Consider the following 16,761-nt stretch of genomic DNA (forward strand, 5'->3'; position numbering starts at 1 on the left):
TGTAACTTTATTATATAAGATTAATTAACAAAATTAAACCACCTTAAAATGAAAAAAATTCTTGTCCCTACAGATTTTTCTGAACAAGCAGAAAGTGCTTTAAAAGTTGCCGCACAATTTGCTAAAAAATATAACAGCGAAATCTACCTTCTACATATGCTCGAGCTTCCCACACAACTTATTGATCCCGCAACTTCTGGAAGCGGAAATCAAATTCCCGAGTCTATATACTTTATGAAACTTGCCCATAAACGTTTTGAAGAGGTTTTGTCTAAAGATTATCTTAACGGAATTAAAGTTTACGAAGCGGTACAATTTCAAGAAGCTTTTGATGGAATTATGGAATTTACCAAAGATAACAATGTAGACATGGTAGTCATGGGTTCTCATGGCGCCACCGGAATGAAAGAAGTTTTTATTGGCTCTAATACAGAAAAAGTGGTTAGAAATTCAGATATACCTGTTCTCGTAATTAAGGACGACATTATGGTTTCTGACGTGAAAAATATGGTGTACGCCACCGATTTAATGGAAAAAAATAAAGATTCATTTATAGAGGCTGTTCAATTTTGCAATATGCTAAATGCAAAAATGCACGTGGTATACATCAACACCTCTAATAAATTTAAAACCGACGATTACTTAGAAGAAAAATCTACAGCTCTTCTTAGCGGTGTAAACACAAGCAACGTAAGTTTTGAAGTTTATGGAGCCGAATCTGTTGAAAAAGGAATTTTAAAATACGCCTCTAAAAAGAATGCAGATTTAATTGGTGTTAGCACCCACGGAAGAAAAGGCCTTGCTCATTTCCTTAACGGAAGCATAAGCGAAGACTTAGTAAATCACGCAAAAAGACCCGTGGTTACTTTTAGAATTAAATAAATACTTTCTTCAAACCAGCTTCGAGACAAGACCAAAAATAATTCCAAAAAGATTTGGTCTTGTCTCTTTTAACTTCACCTACATTTTTAGAAATACCTCCGTTCTTAGAAGAGTTCTTCACCACTATATTTGCCAAAAAACTAAGCACCTTATTTTTTCTTTCGCGATCTTTCTTTAAAACGTGCAATTTAAATTTCTCATAATCTAATTTAATATCTCCCGAAGCTTGATTACGATCACCGCTAAAATTATAATACACCTCATCAACACCTCCTTCTGCTTCCATATTAAACGCAGGTCTAAAAAAAGAATTAATAGATGTATCAGGAATTTGGTAACCAGAACCTTGAATCGTAAAACGATCTAACGTATCGTTCACCTTAAAACTCCAGTTAAAATCTAGTTTAGAATTCCCCATAAATTGAGTACTAATGTTGACTTTAGTTACAGGAAAATCTTCTCGGCTTAAATCCAGATTAGTAATGTTTGATATCCCAGAATTGAAATCTTCAAAAAATATTCTTGCCGCTGGTCCAGGTTTATGCAATTGTTCCTCATAAGATACATAACTAGAAGTAACACTCAATGAATCTATCTTAACACCAAAATCTAAATCTCTTAACATTTTACTGTACAAGTCCTTCTCTCTCACATCATCCTTAACCGTCTTATCTCTGTAAATATCAAAATTTAATTTATTGATTTCTACCAGTGGAGCCGAAAAGCTCTTTTTGTCTTTTAAATTCAACGTATAGTCAAGAATCGATAACTCGTCAATCTTTAAATCCATCCAATCTTTTTCATAAGGAATATGCTCAATATACTTTTCTTTACTATGTTTAGGAGCCATATGTAAATTCCGTAAAGAAATATTTTTTTCTGAAACAGACACTTTCTCAACATTTAATTCTTGCAAATCATTCATATCAAAGAAAAAACCACCTCCACTCATTTCATATTTTCTATAATCAAAAGGCACATTATTATTTCTTGATTTTTTATTAGAAAAAATATCTAGCATCTTAAAGTTTAACTCAGCCACTCGCATTTTTTCAATACTGTCTTTTTTCAAGATAAAATTTCCATTATCTAACTCAAATTTCTCTACAAGAATTTCTTTTTCGAATTTTTTACCATCATTTTCAGAATCGGATTTTACAGAATCTGTTTGTTGGTGAAGGAAAATTTTCGGTTCTTTTAAAAATACCCTTTTCACCTTTATCTGATCATCAAACAATAATGCATAATAAGAGAAACTAGTAACTTTTAAACGAGGAACACTAAGATGAGATTCATTCTTGTCACTTTTCCATTTAATATTTGCCAAGTCTACGCTTCCGCGGAAAAGATTAAGTCCTAAATCTTCGTATTTAACTACACCCTCTGCGATTGGCTTATCTAGAGCGGTTTCTATTTTATTTTTTACAAAAAAGTGCGTGGCGATATAACCGACAATTAGCAAAACTCCTACTGCAGATATAATCTTTAAAAATGTTTTCAAATTAATTTTGTTTTGAAAATGAAAGTAAGTTTTAATATTTACCTATCTAACTTATTGTAAAAGATTTAACGAAAATATTCTAAATATTAGCCAATCGTTAAATTTAAATTAATTGTATTTTTTTAGAAAAATCAATGAAGCTCTCGCTTTATATTTGCAACATAATCTTATGTAAAAATGATACTTAAACTTATTTTCTTAGCCTTTTTTCTTATTGCAGAAATTGCATTGGGTATCTATAGTTTTTTACATACAGACAGTCTTTTAGTTAAATTTCTTTTTTTTCTTCTAACCACTCTTATTGTTTGCATACTTATTATGCAAGCCACAAAAATCGCACTTCCGCTAGATGAGGAACAAACTGAAAAAATTCTTGATTAGAATTTAATTTGTTTATCATTACGGCATGAAATTAATTTGCATTGCTGACACCCATACCAGAGAAAACCTACTAAATATCCCCGATGGAGATATTCTTATACACGCAGGGGACTTTTCTGAAGTCGGAACTTTTCACGAAACTAAGGCCTTTTTATCATGGTTCTCTAATCAAAATCATGCTTATAAAATCTTAGTTCCCGGCAATCATGATTTTTACCTTGAGAAAGAACGCTACGAAAAATTAAAGCCCTACTTACAAGGCGTACATATTTTAATCAATGAATCTCTAATTATAAATAATCTTCATTTCTGGGGTTCACCAAACACATCATTAGGAGAAAGATGGGCATTTGGACTAAAAGTAGATCAGATTGAAAATCATTGGGAAAAAATTCCGCGCAAAGCGAATATAGTAATTACCCACAATCCACCTTACGACATTTTAGATCATACAAAAAACAAACATGTAGGATGCCCCTATTTAAGAAGGCAAATAAAATGCTTACAACCCGACTACCATATTTTTGGACATGCACATGATAACTACGGGAAAATTAAATTAGGAAAGACTACTTACATTAACGCTACGTCTTTTGATGATAAGTACATTACACCAAACAAACCAATAATTATAAACTTGTAAGGTTTATAAATGAAAAAACCCAATCTCTATAAGAAATTGGGTTTTTTTGTTGGCCCACTAGGGCTCGAACCTAGACTCTTCTGTACCAAAAACAGACGTGTTGCCAGTTACACCATGGGCCATCATCGTAATGCGAGTGCAAATTTAAAAGAAACTTTCGTTATACCAAATAAAAATAAAAATTTTTTTAAAAAAAATATTTTTATCCTTTATACGTTCTCTTCTCATTCGGCATTTATTCTTAAATTCGCCAAATTGCTAGACATTATTATTCATTAAGTATGAGAGACTTTAACTTTAGTAAGTGGAACAAAATAATGGGATGGTTAGTTTTTGCCATTGCCTTAATCACTTATATGCTAACTGTAGAACCTACTGCCAGTTTTTGGGATGCAGGGGAATATATTGCTACATCGGCAAAATTACAAGTAGGACATCCACCAGGAGCGCCTTTATTTCAGATGACAGGAGCTTTCTTTTCTACTTTTGCATCAGATGCAGATCAAGTCGCACTTATGGTGAATATGGTATCGGTTTTTTCTAGCGCCTTTACTATATTATTTATGTTTTGGTCTATTAGCTTATTGGTAAGAAAAATTGCAGGTCACGAAGAAACCCTATCTGCTTCTAAAAAAGTAGCTGTTTTAGGAAGTGCTTTAGTCGGTTCATTAGCATTTACATTTACAGACAGTTTTTGGTTTAGCGCTGTAGAGGCCGAAGTTTATGCCATGGCAAGTTTCTTAATGGCCATTTTATTTTATGTAGGATTACTTTGGGACAGAGATATGTTTAAACCTCGCGGTAATCGTTGGCTTATTCTAATTGCTTTTATTATTGGTTTATCATTTGGAGTTCACTTTATGGCTCTTCTTACCATCCCAGCAATTGGTTTCTTGTACTATTTTAAAAACGTAGAAAAAGTAACTGTAAAGAATTTCATCATAGCAAATGTAGTCGTTGTGGCTATTTTAATGTTTATTTTCAAACTTTTACTTCCTTATTCACTAACCTTTTTCGCTGAAGCGGAAGTATTTTTTGTCAATACTTTTGGTTTACCTTTTAATTCGGGGACGATTATTGCTGCTTTAGTATTAATAGCGCTTTTTTACTTTGGATTAACGTTTACACGGAAAAAAGATTACATCCATGCCAATACTTTAATCCTTTGTACCTTATTTATTTTTATAGGCTTTTCTTCTTGGGTAATGCTTCCTATACGTGCCAATGCAGGAACTGTTATTAATGAAAACAGTCCGGATAACGCTAGAGAACTCTTGGCATATTATAACCGAGAGCAATATCCTGAAACAAAATTATTTTACGGTCCTCAATTTACCGATCTCTTTGGAGGTTTAGATGAAGATCAACCGTACATAGATGATAAACCTAAATATGAAGAAGATGAAGCTGCTGGAAAATACATCATTGTCAATGATTGGAAAAATTCTAAACAAAACTCTAGTGATGAGCATAAAACGTTCTTACCTAGAATGTGGAGTACAGAGCATATGGCTAACTATATGCAGTTTACAGGTCCCATAGAGTTTTCAATCTTACCAGAATATCAACAAGAAGACCAGTTGGTTTCTACGGTTAATCAATTTAAAAAAGAATATGCTTTAGGAAAGCTTACCAATGAAGATTACATTAGTTTCTTAGAGCAATTCGGAGCTTATCTTAAAGTAGAAAAACCTTCTACAGCTTCTAACTTTCAGTATTTATTTCAATTCCAAATGGGGTATATGTATTGGAGGTATTTTATGTGGAATTTTACAGGAAGACAAGACGATATTCAAGGAAAGTATGATGATCTTCACGGAAATTGGCTTAGCGGAATAGATTTTATAGACGAGATTAGACTCGGCTCTCAAGATAATCTACCTAGTGACGTTAAAAATAACAAAGGGAGAAATACCTATTTCTTCCTGCCTCTAATTTTAGGCTTAATCGGATTATTATTTCAGTCAAAAAGAGATGTAAAAACCTTCTGGGTTCTATTAGTTTTCTTTCTTTTTACAGGAATAGCCCTCAAAATATACCTCAACGAAAGACCTTTTGAACCTCGTGAAAGGGATTACGCCCTCGTAGGATCATTTTACGTTTTCGCCATTTGGATTGGTTTTGGTGTGTATGCACTTATTGATAAATTAAAACAATACGCCTCTCCAAAAATCATAGCTCCAGTAGTTAGTGTGATTTGTTTAATCGCCGTTCCCGGAATTTTACTTTCACAAAACTACGACGATCACGACCGCTCTGGAAAATACACGGCTAGATCTATGGCAAAAATGTATCTCGATTCGGTAGATGAAAACGGGATTTTATTTACCATTGGGGATAACGACACATTTGCACTTTGGTATGCTCAAGAAATAGAAGGCTACCGAACCGATGTTCGTGTGATCAATACCAGCCTTTTTGCAACCGATTGGTATATTGATCAAATGAAAAGAGCTGCTTATGAAAGTAAAGCCGTAAAAACCATTTTTGAACACGAAGATTATCTTTACGGAAAAAACGATTACCTAAGGTATATGGAAGATCCTCGTGTAGGTGATACTTTATTAATCACCGATTGGTTAAAATACATAAAGAGCGACCACCCAAGTACACAGGCAGAATTACAAAATGGACAAACCATTAGTGTATTTCCTACTAAAACCATAAGAGTTCCTGTAAATGCAACAAATGCTATTGAAAGCGGAATTGTAAAACCAGAAGAAAAAGATAAAATCGTTCCTTATATCGACATTCAACTCGAAGGAAATGCCATATACAAGAACCGTTTATTAATGTTAGATGTCTTAGCAAATGTAGACTGGAAACGACCTATTTATTTCACTGGAGGAAGCTTTGGTAACGATGATTATCTATGGATGAAGGATTACTTACAGTTAGACGGTGTTTGCTATAAGTTGGTTCCTATTCAAACTCCTATAAATCCTAGAGACCCATATACAATGGGTAGAATTGACACCGATAAAATGTACTCTATCGTTAAAGATTGGGAATGGGGTAACAGCGGAAGCGATGATATTTATTATGATCCTGAAACTCGCAAAAACTCGATTACCTATAGAAGCAACTTAGCACGCTTGGTAGAAAATCTTTTAAAAGAGAAAGACTCGGTTAGAGCTAAAGAAATTCTAGATTTAGGAATGGAAAAAATGCCTTTAGAAAAATATGGGTATTATCCGCTTATAGAACCTTTTATTGATGGTTACTATCAAATTGGTGAAAAAGAAAAAGCGAGAGATATATGGAATAAGATTGCTGAAAAATATCAGGAAAACATCAATTATTACAGTCAGTTATCATTAGAAAGACAATACAACATTGGCGATGAAATTATCACAGATATTGAACGGTACAGAAGCTTAATTGATCTTCTAGTTCTTAATCAAGATGAAGAATTGGTAAAAGAGAAAGCTGATGAGTTTAATAGTTATCTTAAGAAGTTTAAACATTTTTATAGGGATGATGAGAATTATGATGTTGAGGAAGATTTACCTTTACAAAACACTCCTAACCTAGAAAATGAACTTAAACAAGATCAAACTTTACTACAAGACACTTTAATAAACACTCCGTCATTATAAATCCATGGCGGAGTTAATTTCCATTATCGGAAAAAAGCTTTACCCACAAAGAGTTTGGCATCGCTCTAGAGAGGAGAAAGTCATTTACCTCACATTTGACGACGGTCCAATCCCTGAAGTTACTCCTTGGGTATTAGGTCTTCTCCAACAGTTTAAAGCGAAAGCTACGTTTTTTTGTATCGGAGAAAATATTGAAAAACATCCAGAGGTATTTGAGTCGGTCATTAAAAACAAACACCGAATAGGAAACCACACCCTTCAACATGTAAACGGCTGGAAAACCCGTAAATCGAATTACCTACAACAAATTCTTAGCACACAAAAAATCATAGATAGTTACGTCTCAAATTCCGCGAAAGCATTATTTAGACCTCCTTACGGAAAGGCAACCTCATCACAAGCTCAAGAGATTTTAAAAGACTATGAGATCGTTATGTGGGATGTTTTAAGCAAAGACTATAATCAAGATCTAAGCAAAGAAAACTGCTGGAAAAGGGTTCTTAAAAACACCAAGAATGGAAGTATTTTAGTTTTTCACGATAGCTTAAAAGCAGAAAAAAACCTTAGGCATGTTTTACCTAAGGTTCTAATGTATTATAGTAAGTTAGGATATAAATTTGATACCCTTTAAATATTTTTTTCTACTATTGAAATTAAAGAATCTGCATTTTGCTCACCGCTATGTCGCCACAGCATTTCTCCGTTTTTATACAGTATATAAGTGGGCAACTCTGAAATTCTTAAAGCCTCCACTAAAGATTTATTTTTTTCTACCTCTATTTTAATCACTTTTACTTTTTCACCCAAAGTGGCAACTACATCTTTTAAAATAAGATGAGAAGCTTCCTCTCCACTTTTTACCGAATGAAAATTTAATAAAACTGGCTTTTCTGAATCTATTAATTCTCCAAATTTTGACATAGGGTCATTTTTTAAAAAATAAAAATAGAGAAGCAGTCATTAATCACCAAATAATTAGGAGTTTGTTAAGAGATTAGAATTAATCCAAAGATAAACTTAGCGAGTAAGCCCTAATAGAATCCCTATTACCTGAAATTAACTGTCCAAATACTCTAATGTAATCCCCAGGGTTTAATACAATAGTACCTGCGATAGGGATAGCACGAACATTTGTATTATTAACTTCTTCATAAACTTCTGTACCTAAAGGAATACTAATTGAAACACCATTACTATCATATCTTCTTAGATAAAAGGCATGTATAGTACTAATAAGCCCACCACCTGTATTTGTAGTTTGATAAGATAAGCTACCACGCACACTAAAAGTCCTAGTACTATTGCCTTTATACTGCAGGATATTATCACTTTCTCCATTTACATTATCTGACATTCTAAATAAATTACTTGAATCTGTAATACCATCTATAGCGACAGCGCTGCTTATATCAAAAATAGGGTTATTGCTTGTAGAGTTTCTTTGTATATAAATTGTTCCAGTCGCAAGATCGTCATCTTCTTTTTTTATTCCTGGCGAATTAATAGTCCAATTATCATTAAAATTATAACCAGTGTAAATTCCACCGCCAGAATTATAAGGATTAACATATGTACCAGCTCCAGAAAAAACAGTTCCTAGTAGAGTTCCTGAACCCACCGTAGGATTAGAACTAACATCTAAACCAGTTGCACCTGAACCTACCGTTGTGAAACCACTTACTTTTTGAATAAACCCAAAAGTTCCTGTAAAAGTTTCATAAGAGTCCCCATTACTTGGCTGCCACCCCATATTATTTAAAAGTAAATTACCAATATCTGTATATGTGATTCCATCACTATTATTTAAATACTGCATCACATTAAAGAAAACTAATCCATAGCCTTCAACTGTACCTACAGAACTAAAACCATTAACTACTACACTTTGGGCAATTAGGCTATTTGTAGAAGAAGCTGTAAGATTAAATAAGCTACCACTGTTTGAATTATTAAATGTTATGTTCCTAAAACTTGCATTGGCAGAACCCGTAAATAATGCACTAGAACCTGTATAATTTAAAACATCCTCATTAGTGTCTTTCCCTATTAAATAGGCCCCATTTACATCTATAGATTCACTAAGGGTAATAGTACCATTTACTTCATAAAGAGTATTTTCATCTAAAGTAATCGTCCCCCCTGAAGCAGCTGGGAAATCACTTAGGGTTTTAACGATAACATAATTGTCTCTCTTTTCTTTGTCAGAAAGCAATGGTATCCAATTGGGGTTTTGATCGTCTCCATCGTTATAATAATAGGCATTTTCATCGGTATCAAAAACAAGTAAAGAATTTGCTGGCTCTAAAATATCAATTCGTTGTTGAGAATTCATTCTAGGAATTAAAACTCCACGTTCGTCATTCACAATATCTAATGCTGCACTGGCATCAGGATCTGTAGTGTTGATTCCTACTTGAGAGAACCCCAAAGAGTAAGAAACAACTATTAATAAAATGGATAGTAAAATTTTCATCATATAAATTATAGAGGGTTACACGTGTAAATGTATATAATTTATAGATTAAAAGCAATTTTTAACGCCTAAGTGTATATTAAGCTTTTCTCTTGCTTAATTTTATCACGGTAACCTCTGGCCATATTCCTACTCTACCTGGGTACCCTAAAAAACCAAAGCCCCTATTAACGTTTATATACCGACCCAACTCTTCATAAATTCCTGCCCAATTTTCGTAACGATATTTTATAGGACTCCACTTTATCCAACCAGGAATTTCTATTCCAAACTGCATTCCGTGGGTATGTCCGCTAAGGGTAAGTTGATAATGCTTAGGATCAGATTTAATTTTTTCTTGCCAATAAGAAGGATCGTGACTCAGTAATATTTTAAAATCTTCTTTAGTTAAATCTGCTGCAGCTTTATCTAGATCTCCGTGTTTTACAAAACCACCTTTCCCCCAATTCTCTACGCCAACTAAATTAATTTTTTGCTCTCCCCTATTTATAGATACGTTCTCGTTTAAAAGCAACCTCCAACCCATACTTTTTTGGACCTCTTTTAAACGATTTAAATTGTTTTCTTTTTCTAAAGTATTAGCCCAATCTACATAATCTCCATAATCATGATTTCCTAAAACCGAAAACACACCATCTTTAGCCTTTAAAGTGGAGAACAAATCACTCCATTCATCCATTTCACTAGCTAGATTATTCACCAGATCCCCTGTAAAGAATATAGCATCACTTTGTTGCTCATTAATTAAATCTACAGCGTAAGATATTTTATTATGGTTATCAAAACTACCGCTATGCACATCACTAATTTGAGTGATTTGATAACCGTCAAATGCTTCAGGTAAATCATCAAACTCTAAGTCATAGCTCAATACTCTAAAGTTATATTTTCCTTTAAACATTCCGTAAAGTAAAGAGGCAAATGGAATGGCTGCAATACCCAATGCTAATGTTCCTACAAATTTTCGCCGAGAAGGTAAATGAAAAGATTCTTTAGCTGTAAAAAACTTACTATACGTTGCCGATAATAACCGAGCAATATCTTCCCCAAACATAAAAACCACTAAAATTAACTCTGCAGAGAGCATCGCTAATAAAAATCCGAAGGCATAACTTTTAGATTGAGTTAAAACTCTCCCTTCTCCTGGCTGCAACCATTGGTAAATAAAATTCCCTAATATTAGAACCACCAACCCAATAAATAAATATTGTACCCAATTGGTTTTAAAGACGGTTTTTACCGCTTGAAAACTATAAAAACTTAATACAATATATATGACCACAAAAATAACCCAACGCATATTTCTAAATTTAGCGCTGCAAAACTACACAAACCAAGCTCCTTAAGATGTTATTTTTGTATTATTTAACTCAAATTACAGTAATTATATAGTACGCTTTCGCGGAATAAAATACACAATCATCCACATTTATTTAAGTCTGATAAATAGAAAGCCTAAAAGATTTAAGCGTTCAATGAATGATAAAAACTTGTAGATTTGATAACTTTACACTTCCATTTTCAATATCAATTTCATGGCCAATCAAAAAAGACTTTTTTTACTAGACGCATATGCTTTAATCTTTCGCGGATATTACGCATTGATCAAGAATCCTAGAATTAACTCCAAAGGGCAAGACACCTCTGCCATAATGGGGTTTACCAATTCACTTTTTGATGTCATTAAAAGAGAAAATCCAGACCATTTAGCCGTTTGTTTTGATAAAGGCGGAAGCGTTGCAAGAACCGAAATGTTTGAAGAATACAAAGCTAATAGAGATGAAACGCCACAAGCCATAAGAGATGCCATTCCGTTTATTAAAAAAATTCTTACTGGAATGCATATTCCTTGTATCGAATTGGAAGGATTAGAAGCCGATGACATTATAGGAACTCTTGCTAAACAAGCCGAAAAAGAGAATTACCAAGTATTTATGGTAACGCCCGATAAAGATTTTGGGCAATTGGTTTCTGAAAACATTTTTATGTACCGCCCCGCAAGAATGGGAAATGCCATTGAGATTTGGGGGATCCCAGAAATTCAAAAGAGGTTTGGAGTTGAACGCCCAGAGCAAGTAATCGATTATTTGGGAATGATGGGAGATGCTTCAGATAACATCCCCGGTTTACCTGGAGTGGGTGATAAAACTGCTAAAAAATTTATCGCCCAGTTTGATAGTATGGAAGGCTTACTTTCTAACACCGATCAGTTAAAAGGGAAGATGAAAGAAAAGGTGATAGAAAATGCTGAGTTAGGCCGACTTTCCCGTAAGCTTGCTACTATTTTTACTGACTGTGATGTAAAATTTAACGAAGAAGAATACGAGCTTTCTAAACCCAATGTAGAAGAAGTTGTTGAAATTTTTAAAGAATTAGAATTTAGAAGACTTACCGAGCAATTTATAAAAATGTTCAATGAAGGCGGAGAATCTGGAGGAGGATTAACGACCCCCACAGCCGTCGCCGAAAAGAAAAAAGCATCTGCTCCCACTGCTGGCGCAGGACAGTTCTCTTTGTTTGGCAACGACACTTCTCAAGAAGACGTTTCCGCAAAGAGCTTTAGCGGTTACCAGAACTTAGAAAACACGCCACATATATATCAATTGGTAGAACCAGGAATGGCCACCCAATTATTTATTAAAAAACTTTTACAACAAACCTCGGTTTGTTTTGATACCGAAACGACTTCGCTTAACACCTTCGAAGCCGAATTGGTTGGAATTGCATTTAGCTGGGAAAAAGGAAAAGGATATTATGTATCGATTCCAGAAGATCAAGAAGAAGCAAAGACCATTTTAGAACCTCTAAAAGAATTTTTTAGTAATCCTAATATTCAAAAAATAGGTCAGAATTTAAAATACGACATCAAAGTATTGGCTAATTACGAGCTTGAAGTGGCCGAACCTCTTTTTGACACTATGTTAGCGCACTATGTCATCAATCCAGATATGCGTCACAATATGGATGTATTGGCAGAAACCTACCTTAATTATTCGCCAAAACCTATTGTAGACCTTATCGGAAAAAAAGGGAAGAATCAAAAAAGTATGCGCAGTGTCGCTATAGAAGATCAAAAAGAATACGCTGTAGAAGACGCCGATATTACCTATCAATTAAAAGAGTTTTTTGATAAGGAGTTAAAAGACACCAACACCCAAAAACTTTATAATGAAATTGAATTGCCTTTACTTAAAGTTTTAGCAGAAATGGAATTAGAAGGCGTTCATGTTAACCGAGATTTTCTTAAGAACCTGTCCGATGCTTTAGAGAAAGATATCTTAAGCCTAGAAAAAACAATTTATGAGGAGGCCGGAGAAGAGTTTAATATTGGTTCTCCAAAACAGTTAGGAGATATCCTTTTCGGAAAATTAGAATTGGTAGAGAAACCTAAGAAAACTAAAACCGGACAGTATTCTACCGCAGAAGATGTGCTTTCTTACTTAGCCGATGAACACCAAATTATTAAAGATGTGCTCGCTTGGCGCGGATTGGTAAAATTAAAGAACACTTATGTAGATGCTTTACCACATCAAATAGAAGAAAAAACAGGAAGAATTCATACCGATTATATGCAAACTGTTGCTGCAACCGGAAGACTGAGTTCTAACAACCCTAACCTTCAAAATATTCCTATTAGAACAGAACGCGGACGTGAAGTAAGAAAAGCTTTTATTCCTCGTGATGAAAATCACATTTTATTAGCTGCCGATTATTCGCAGATAGAATTAAGGATTATTGCTGCATTAAGCGAAGAAGAAACGATGATCAATGCTTTTCAAAATGGAGAAGATATTCACGCTTCAACAGCGGCAAAAGTATTTAATGTTCCTATTGAAGAAGTTACTAGAGAACAAAGAAGCAATGCGAAGACAGTCAACTTTGGGATTATTTATGGAGTTTCTGCTTTCGGATTAAGCAATCAAACCGATTTAACTCGAAGTGAATCTAAAGAACTCATTGAAACCTATTATAAAACTTACCCTAAACTTAGAGACTATATAGACGATCAAGTGCATTTTGCTCGAGAAAATGGTTATGTAGAAACGGTTTTAGGAAGAAGGCGTTATTTAAAAGACATTAACGCGAAAAATAATGTGGTAAGAAGTGCTGCCGAAAGAAATGCCGTAAACGCTCCCATACAAGGAAGTGCTGCCGACATTATAAAAGTGGCAATGATTAATATTCAGCGAAAGCTAAAAGAAAAGCAATTCAAATCTAAAATGTTACTTCAGGTTCATGATGAATTGATTTTTGATGTATTAAAAGAAGAATTAGAAGATTTAAAAACACTTATTAAACATGAAATGGAAAATGCTTTTAAACTAGAAGTTCCTTTAGATGTTGAAATTGGTGTGGGTGAGAATTGGTTAGAAGCTCATTAGATTTAGCATCTAAGCATCAACATTGTTGTCATACTAAAATTGGTTCAGAATCTCATCTTTTTAGCTCTATCTATAACATAGAGTCAAATTCTATGTCAAGCACGGAATGACAAGAATTAACATCGGAAAAATAAAAAAATCATGAAATTCAGTCCAGAGTTTAAAGAAGCGGTGCTCCATTTATCTGAAAAAGAAAAAGATAAACTATTGATTCGTTTACTCAAGAAAGATCAAAACTTGGTCAACCGTCTATACTTTGAATTGATTGATGATAAAAATGCAGACGATCACCGAGCGATTCTAGAACAAAGAGTCGAAAAGAGAGCTAAAAAGGTTACGAATGAAGCCAAATCGCTCAATCATTTAAAAATGCTTATTCGCTATGTAAGTGGAGAAATCTCTGAACACGTACGTGTGACTAAAGACAAATTTGGAGAGGTCTCACTTAATTTACTCATGCTAAACACTGTATTGAAAAACACCCCGAGACTTTTTAGAAAATCAAACGAATTTCAAGCTAGAAAGTTTTGTATCTATGTGGTAGTAAGGACCTTTAGAACTTTGGTACTCATTCAAAAAATGCACGAAGATCTATTATTAGAGTTTGAAGAACCCTTGACGGAATTAGGCGATTTAATAGCAAAGGAACCCCTACTTATGACAACGGCAATACGTCACGGTTTAGATATCAATTGGCTCACAGAAAATGAAATACCTGAAGATATTGCCGAAATACAAAAGCAAATTAAAGCACAAGGATTATTAAAATAAAGACGAAAATTGACTCTATTATTACCTCAAAATCTTAATTTTCCTTTAACTTTGAACTTCAAATAGTTGGCAACGAGAACACTTCAGTAAAAAATTAACTCTTCCCCCTTGCCCAATAAATTAAATATTGTATTTTTGCAGCCCGTTTCCCGTTTTAGGAAAGGGAAAGGAATGTTTAATTATTAAATACAATTAGTGTGGACACATTAAGTTACAAAACAGTTTCTGCCAACAAAAACACCGTGAATAAGGAGTGGGTTGTGCTAGACGCTGAAGGACAATCACTGGGTCGCCTTTCATCTATCGCTGCAAAGTTTATTAGAGGAAAGTACAAGACCGATTTCACCCCACACGTTGATTGCGGAGATAATGTAGTTATTATCAATGCAGAGAAGATCAACTTAACGGGTAAGAAATGGGATGCGAAAGAATATATTCGTCATACAGGTTACCCGGGTGGACAAAGAAGCTTAACTGCTTCAGAATTATTTGGTAAGGATCCAATAAGACTTATCGAAAAATCTGTAAAAGGGATGTTACCTAAGAACAAATTAGGTTCTGCTCTTTTCAAAAATTTAAAGGTATATGTAGGTTCTGAGCACGATCATGAAGCGCAAAAGCCTAAAACTATTAACCTAAACGAATTAGTGTAAATGGAGACAATTCACAAAATTGGTCGTAGAAAGACTGCTGTTGCACGTGTTTACCTTTCTGAAGGAACAGGAAACATTACCGTTAACAAAAAAGACCTTAACGATTACTTTACTACAGGAACACTTCAGTATAAAGTAAATCAGCCTTTAATGTTAACTGGTAACGAAGGTAACTTCGACTTGAAAGTTAGCGTATTAGGAGGAGGAATTACTGGACAAGCAGAAGCTGTTCGTCTTGCCATCTCTAGAGCAATGTGCGAACTAGATGCAGAGAACAGATTAACGCTTAAGCCAGAAGGTTTATTAACGAGAGATCCTAGAATGGTTGAACGTAAGAAATTCGGTCAGAAGAAAGCTCGTAAGAAATTCCAATTCTCGAAACGTTAATCAATTATTTTGTTGCAGGATACTCCTTCAACACATTAAAAAAGTATTGTTGTTATTCGTTTTTAAAAACGAAGTTAGTTTAGCATCTAAATGAATAAGGTCGTAAAAACGCCACTTATTTATTGCTATCTCAACAGAACGTAAACTATTACAAAAATGGCAAATAAAGTAGAAGTAAAAGAATTACTTGATGCAGGTGTACATTTTGGTCACTTGACAAGAAGATGGAATCCAAATATGGCTCCTTACATTTATATGGAGCGTAATGGTATTCACATCATCAACTTATATAAAACTGCTGCAAAAATGCAGGAAACTGCAGAAGCGCTTAGCAAAATCGCTGCAAGCGGTAGAAAAATTTTATTCGTTGCTACCAAGAAACAAGCAAAAGAAATTGTAGCTGAAGAAGCTGCAAAAGCAAACATGCCTTATATTACTGAGCGTTGGCCTGGTGGTATGTTAACCAATTTCGTTACTATCCGTAAGGCAGTAAAGAAAATGGCAATGGTTGACCGTATGAAAAAAGACGGAACTTTCAACTCACTTTCTAAGAAAGAGCGTTTACAAGTAGATCGTATGAGAGCTAAGTTAGAGAAAAACTTAGGTTCTATTTCAGATATGACTCGTTTACCAGGAGCATTATTTGTTGTAGATATTACTCGTGAGCACATCGCAATTAAAGAAGCACAAAAATTAAACATTCCAATCTTCGCAATGGTAGATACGAATTCTGACCCAAGAGAGGTAGATTACGTAATTCCAGCAAACGATGATGCTTCAAAATCTGTAAAGAAAGTGATTTCTTATGTTTCTGATTCTATTATAGCAGGATTAAGCGAAAGAAAAGCAGATAAGGACGCCAAAAAAGAATCTAAAGTTTCTAAAGAGGATGCTCCAAAAAAAGAAGCTAAAGCAGAGCCTAAGAAAGATGTAGAAGTTCCTTCTAAAGATGCAGAAGATAAAGAGGCTATGAAAGAAGCTAAAAAAGAGGTAAAGTTAGAATCTAAGCAAGAGACTTTAGAGAAAGCTACCTCTAACAAAGAGGAAAAATAAAATAACAATTTTATAAAACTCAAAAGTAAGTCGTTT

Annotated in this window: 13 protein-coding genes and 1 tRNA gene; 9 read left to right on the top strand and 5 right to left on the bottom strand. The window is 34.1% G+C overall.

Annotated elements, in window-relative coordinates; translation table 11 throughout:
* Positions 1–48: 48 nt before the first annotated feature.
* A complete protein-coding gene (locus FT986_RS09665) occupies positions 49–882 on the top strand; it encodes a universal stress protein (RefSeq protein WP_147864854.1) in 834 nt (277 codons plus the stop codon).
* On the opposite strand, the gene FT986_RS09670 is transcribed toward FT986_RS09665, so the two are convergent.
* Positions 875–2,383, bottom strand: a complete 1,509-nt coding sequence (locus FT986_RS09670; RefSeq protein ID WP_147864855.1) for a hypothetical protein — start codon at positions 2,381–2,383, stop codon at positions 875–877. The two genes, FT986_RS09665 and FT986_RS09670, sit on opposite strands and share 8 nt — an antisense overlap.
* Positions 2,384–2,789: 406 nt before the next feature.
* Between FT986_RS09670 and FT986_RS09675 the strand changes: the two genes are divergently transcribed.
* Entirely contained in the window at positions 2,790–3,407 is a 618-nt protein-coding gene (locus FT986_RS09675) for a metallophosphatase domain-containing protein (RefSeq protein WP_147864856.1), read from the top strand.
* Positions 3,408–3,456: 49 nt separating this feature from the next.
* Here FT986_RS09675 and FT986_RS09680 read toward each other — a convergent pair.
* Positions 3,457–3,529, bottom strand: a tRNA-Gln gene (locus tag FT986_RS09680).
* A gap of 159 nt (positions 3,530–3,688) precedes the next feature.
* Here FT986_RS09680 and FT986_RS09685 point away from each other — a divergent pair.
* Both FT986_RS09685 and FT986_RS09690 read left to right on the top strand, forming a co-directional pair.
* Complete coding sequence (locus FT986_RS09685; protein ID WP_147864857.1) at positions 3,689–7,006, top strand: DUF2723 domain-containing protein; 3,318 nt, start codon at positions 3,689–3,691, stop codon at positions 7,004–7,006.
* A 4-nt stretch (positions 7,007–7,010) separates the two neighbouring features.
* Positions 7,011–7,637: a polysaccharide deacetylase family protein gene (locus tag FT986_RS09690; protein ID WP_147864858.1), complete on the top strand. Its 627-nt coding sequence runs from the start codon at positions 7,011–7,013 to the stop codon at positions 7,635–7,637.
* Here FT986_RS09690 and FT986_RS09695 read toward each other — a convergent pair.
* The 3 genes from FT986_RS09695 to FT986_RS09705 form a co-directional block, all read right to left on the bottom strand.
* Complete coding sequence (locus tag FT986_RS09695; protein ID WP_147864859.1) at positions 7,634–7,927, bottom strand: co-chaperone YbbN; 294 nt, start codon at positions 7,925–7,927, stop codon at positions 7,634–7,636. The two genes, FT986_RS09690 and FT986_RS09695, sit on opposite strands and share 4 nt — an antisense overlap.
* Positions 7,928–8,006: 79 nt before the next feature.
* Complete coding sequence (locus FT986_RS09700; RefSeq protein WP_147864860.1) at positions 8,007–9,482, bottom strand: hypothetical protein; 1,476 nt, start codon at positions 9,480–9,482, stop codon at positions 8,007–8,009.
* A gap of 76 nt (positions 9,483–9,558) precedes the next feature.
* Positions 9,559–10,779, bottom strand: coding sequence for a metallophosphoesterase (locus FT986_RS09705; protein ID WP_147864861.1), 1,221 nt, complete (start codon positions 10,777–10,779; stop codon positions 9,559–9,561).
* A 235-nt stretch (positions 10,780–11,014) separates the two neighbouring features.
* Between FT986_RS09705 and polA the strand changes: the two genes are divergently transcribed.
* From polA to rpsB, 5 genes are all read left to right on the top strand, one after another.
* Positions 11,015–13,861: a DNA polymerase I gene (gene polA / locus FT986_RS09710; protein WP_147864862.1), complete on the top strand. Its 2,847-nt coding sequence runs from the start codon at positions 11,015–11,017 to the stop codon at positions 13,859–13,861.
* 141 nt (positions 13,862–14,002) lie between these two features.
* Entirely contained in the window at positions 14,003–14,632 is a 630-nt protein-coding gene (locus FT986_RS09715) for a hypothetical protein (RefSeq protein ID WP_147864863.1), read from the top strand.
* A gap of 197 nt (positions 14,633–14,829) precedes the next feature.
* Positions 14,830–15,285, top strand: coding sequence for a 50S ribosomal protein L13 (gene rplM / locus FT986_RS09720; protein WP_111540730.1), 456 nt, complete (start codon positions 14,830–14,832; stop codon positions 15,283–15,285).
* Positions 15,286–15,672 carry a 30S ribosomal protein S9 gene (rpsI, locus tag FT986_RS09725; RefSeq protein ID WP_111540731.1) on the top strand — a complete coding sequence of 129 codons (387 nt, stop codon included), beginning with the start codon at positions 15,286–15,288 and terminating at the stop codon, positions 15,670–15,672. It begins immediately after the preceding gene.
* 156 nt (positions 15,673–15,828) lie between these two features.
* Positions 15,829–16,725, top strand: coding sequence for a 30S ribosomal protein S2 (gene rpsB / locus FT986_RS09730; protein ID WP_147864864.1), 897 nt, complete (start codon positions 15,829–15,831; stop codon positions 16,723–16,725).
* Positions 16,726–16,761: the final 36 nt, after the last annotated feature.

This window comes from Mesonia sp. K4-1 (assembly GCF_008017825.1).
Classification (GTDB): Bacteria; Bacteroidota; Bacteroidia; order Flavobacteriales; family Flavobacteriaceae; genus Mesonia.

What these genes read in the sequence shown, in the direction of transcription:
- FT986_RS09665 (WP_147864854.1), top strand. Translation starts at nt 49, where the DNA reads ATGAAAAAAATTCTTGTCCCTACAGATTTTTCTGAACAAGCAGAAAGT.
- FT986_RS09675 (WP_147864856.1), top strand. Translation starts at nt 2,790, where the DNA reads ATGAAATTAATTTGCATTGCTGACACCCATACCAGAGAAAACCTACTA.
- FT986_RS09685 (WP_147864857.1), top strand. Translation starts at nt 3,689, where the DNA reads ATGAGAGACTTTAACTTTAGTAAGTGGAACAAAATAATGGGATGGTTA.
- FT986_RS09690 (WP_147864858.1), top strand. Translation starts at nt 7,011, where the DNA reads ATGGCGGAGTTAATTTCCATTATCGGAAAAAAGCTTTACCCACAAAGA.
- FT986_RS09695 (WP_147864859.1), bottom strand. Translation starts at nt 7,927, where the DNA reads ATGTCAAAATTTGGAGAATTAATAGATTCAGAAAAGCCAGTTTTATTA.
- FT986_RS09700 (WP_147864860.1), bottom strand. Translation starts at nt 9,482, where the DNA reads ATGATGAAAATTTTACTATCCATTTTATTAATAGTTGTTTCTTACTCT.
- FT986_RS09705 (WP_147864861.1), bottom strand. Translation starts at nt 10,779, where the DNA reads ATGCGTTGGGTTATTTTTGTGGTCATATATATTGTATTAAGTTTTTAT.
- polA (WP_147864862.1), top strand. Translation starts at nt 11,015, where the DNA reads ATGGCCAATCAAAAAAGACTTTTTTTACTAGACGCATATGCTTTAATC.
- FT986_RS09715 (WP_147864863.1), top strand. Translation starts at nt 14,003, where the DNA reads ATGAAATTCAGTCCAGAGTTTAAAGAAGCGGTGCTCCATTTATCTGAA.
- rpsI (WP_111540731.1), top strand. Translation starts at nt 15,286, where the DNA reads ATGGAGACAATTCACAAAATTGGTCGTAGAAAGACTGCTGTTGCACGT.
- rpsB (WP_147864864.1), top strand. Translation starts at nt 15,829, where the DNA reads ATGGCAAATAAAGTAGAAGTAAAAGAATTACTTGATGCAGGTGTACAT.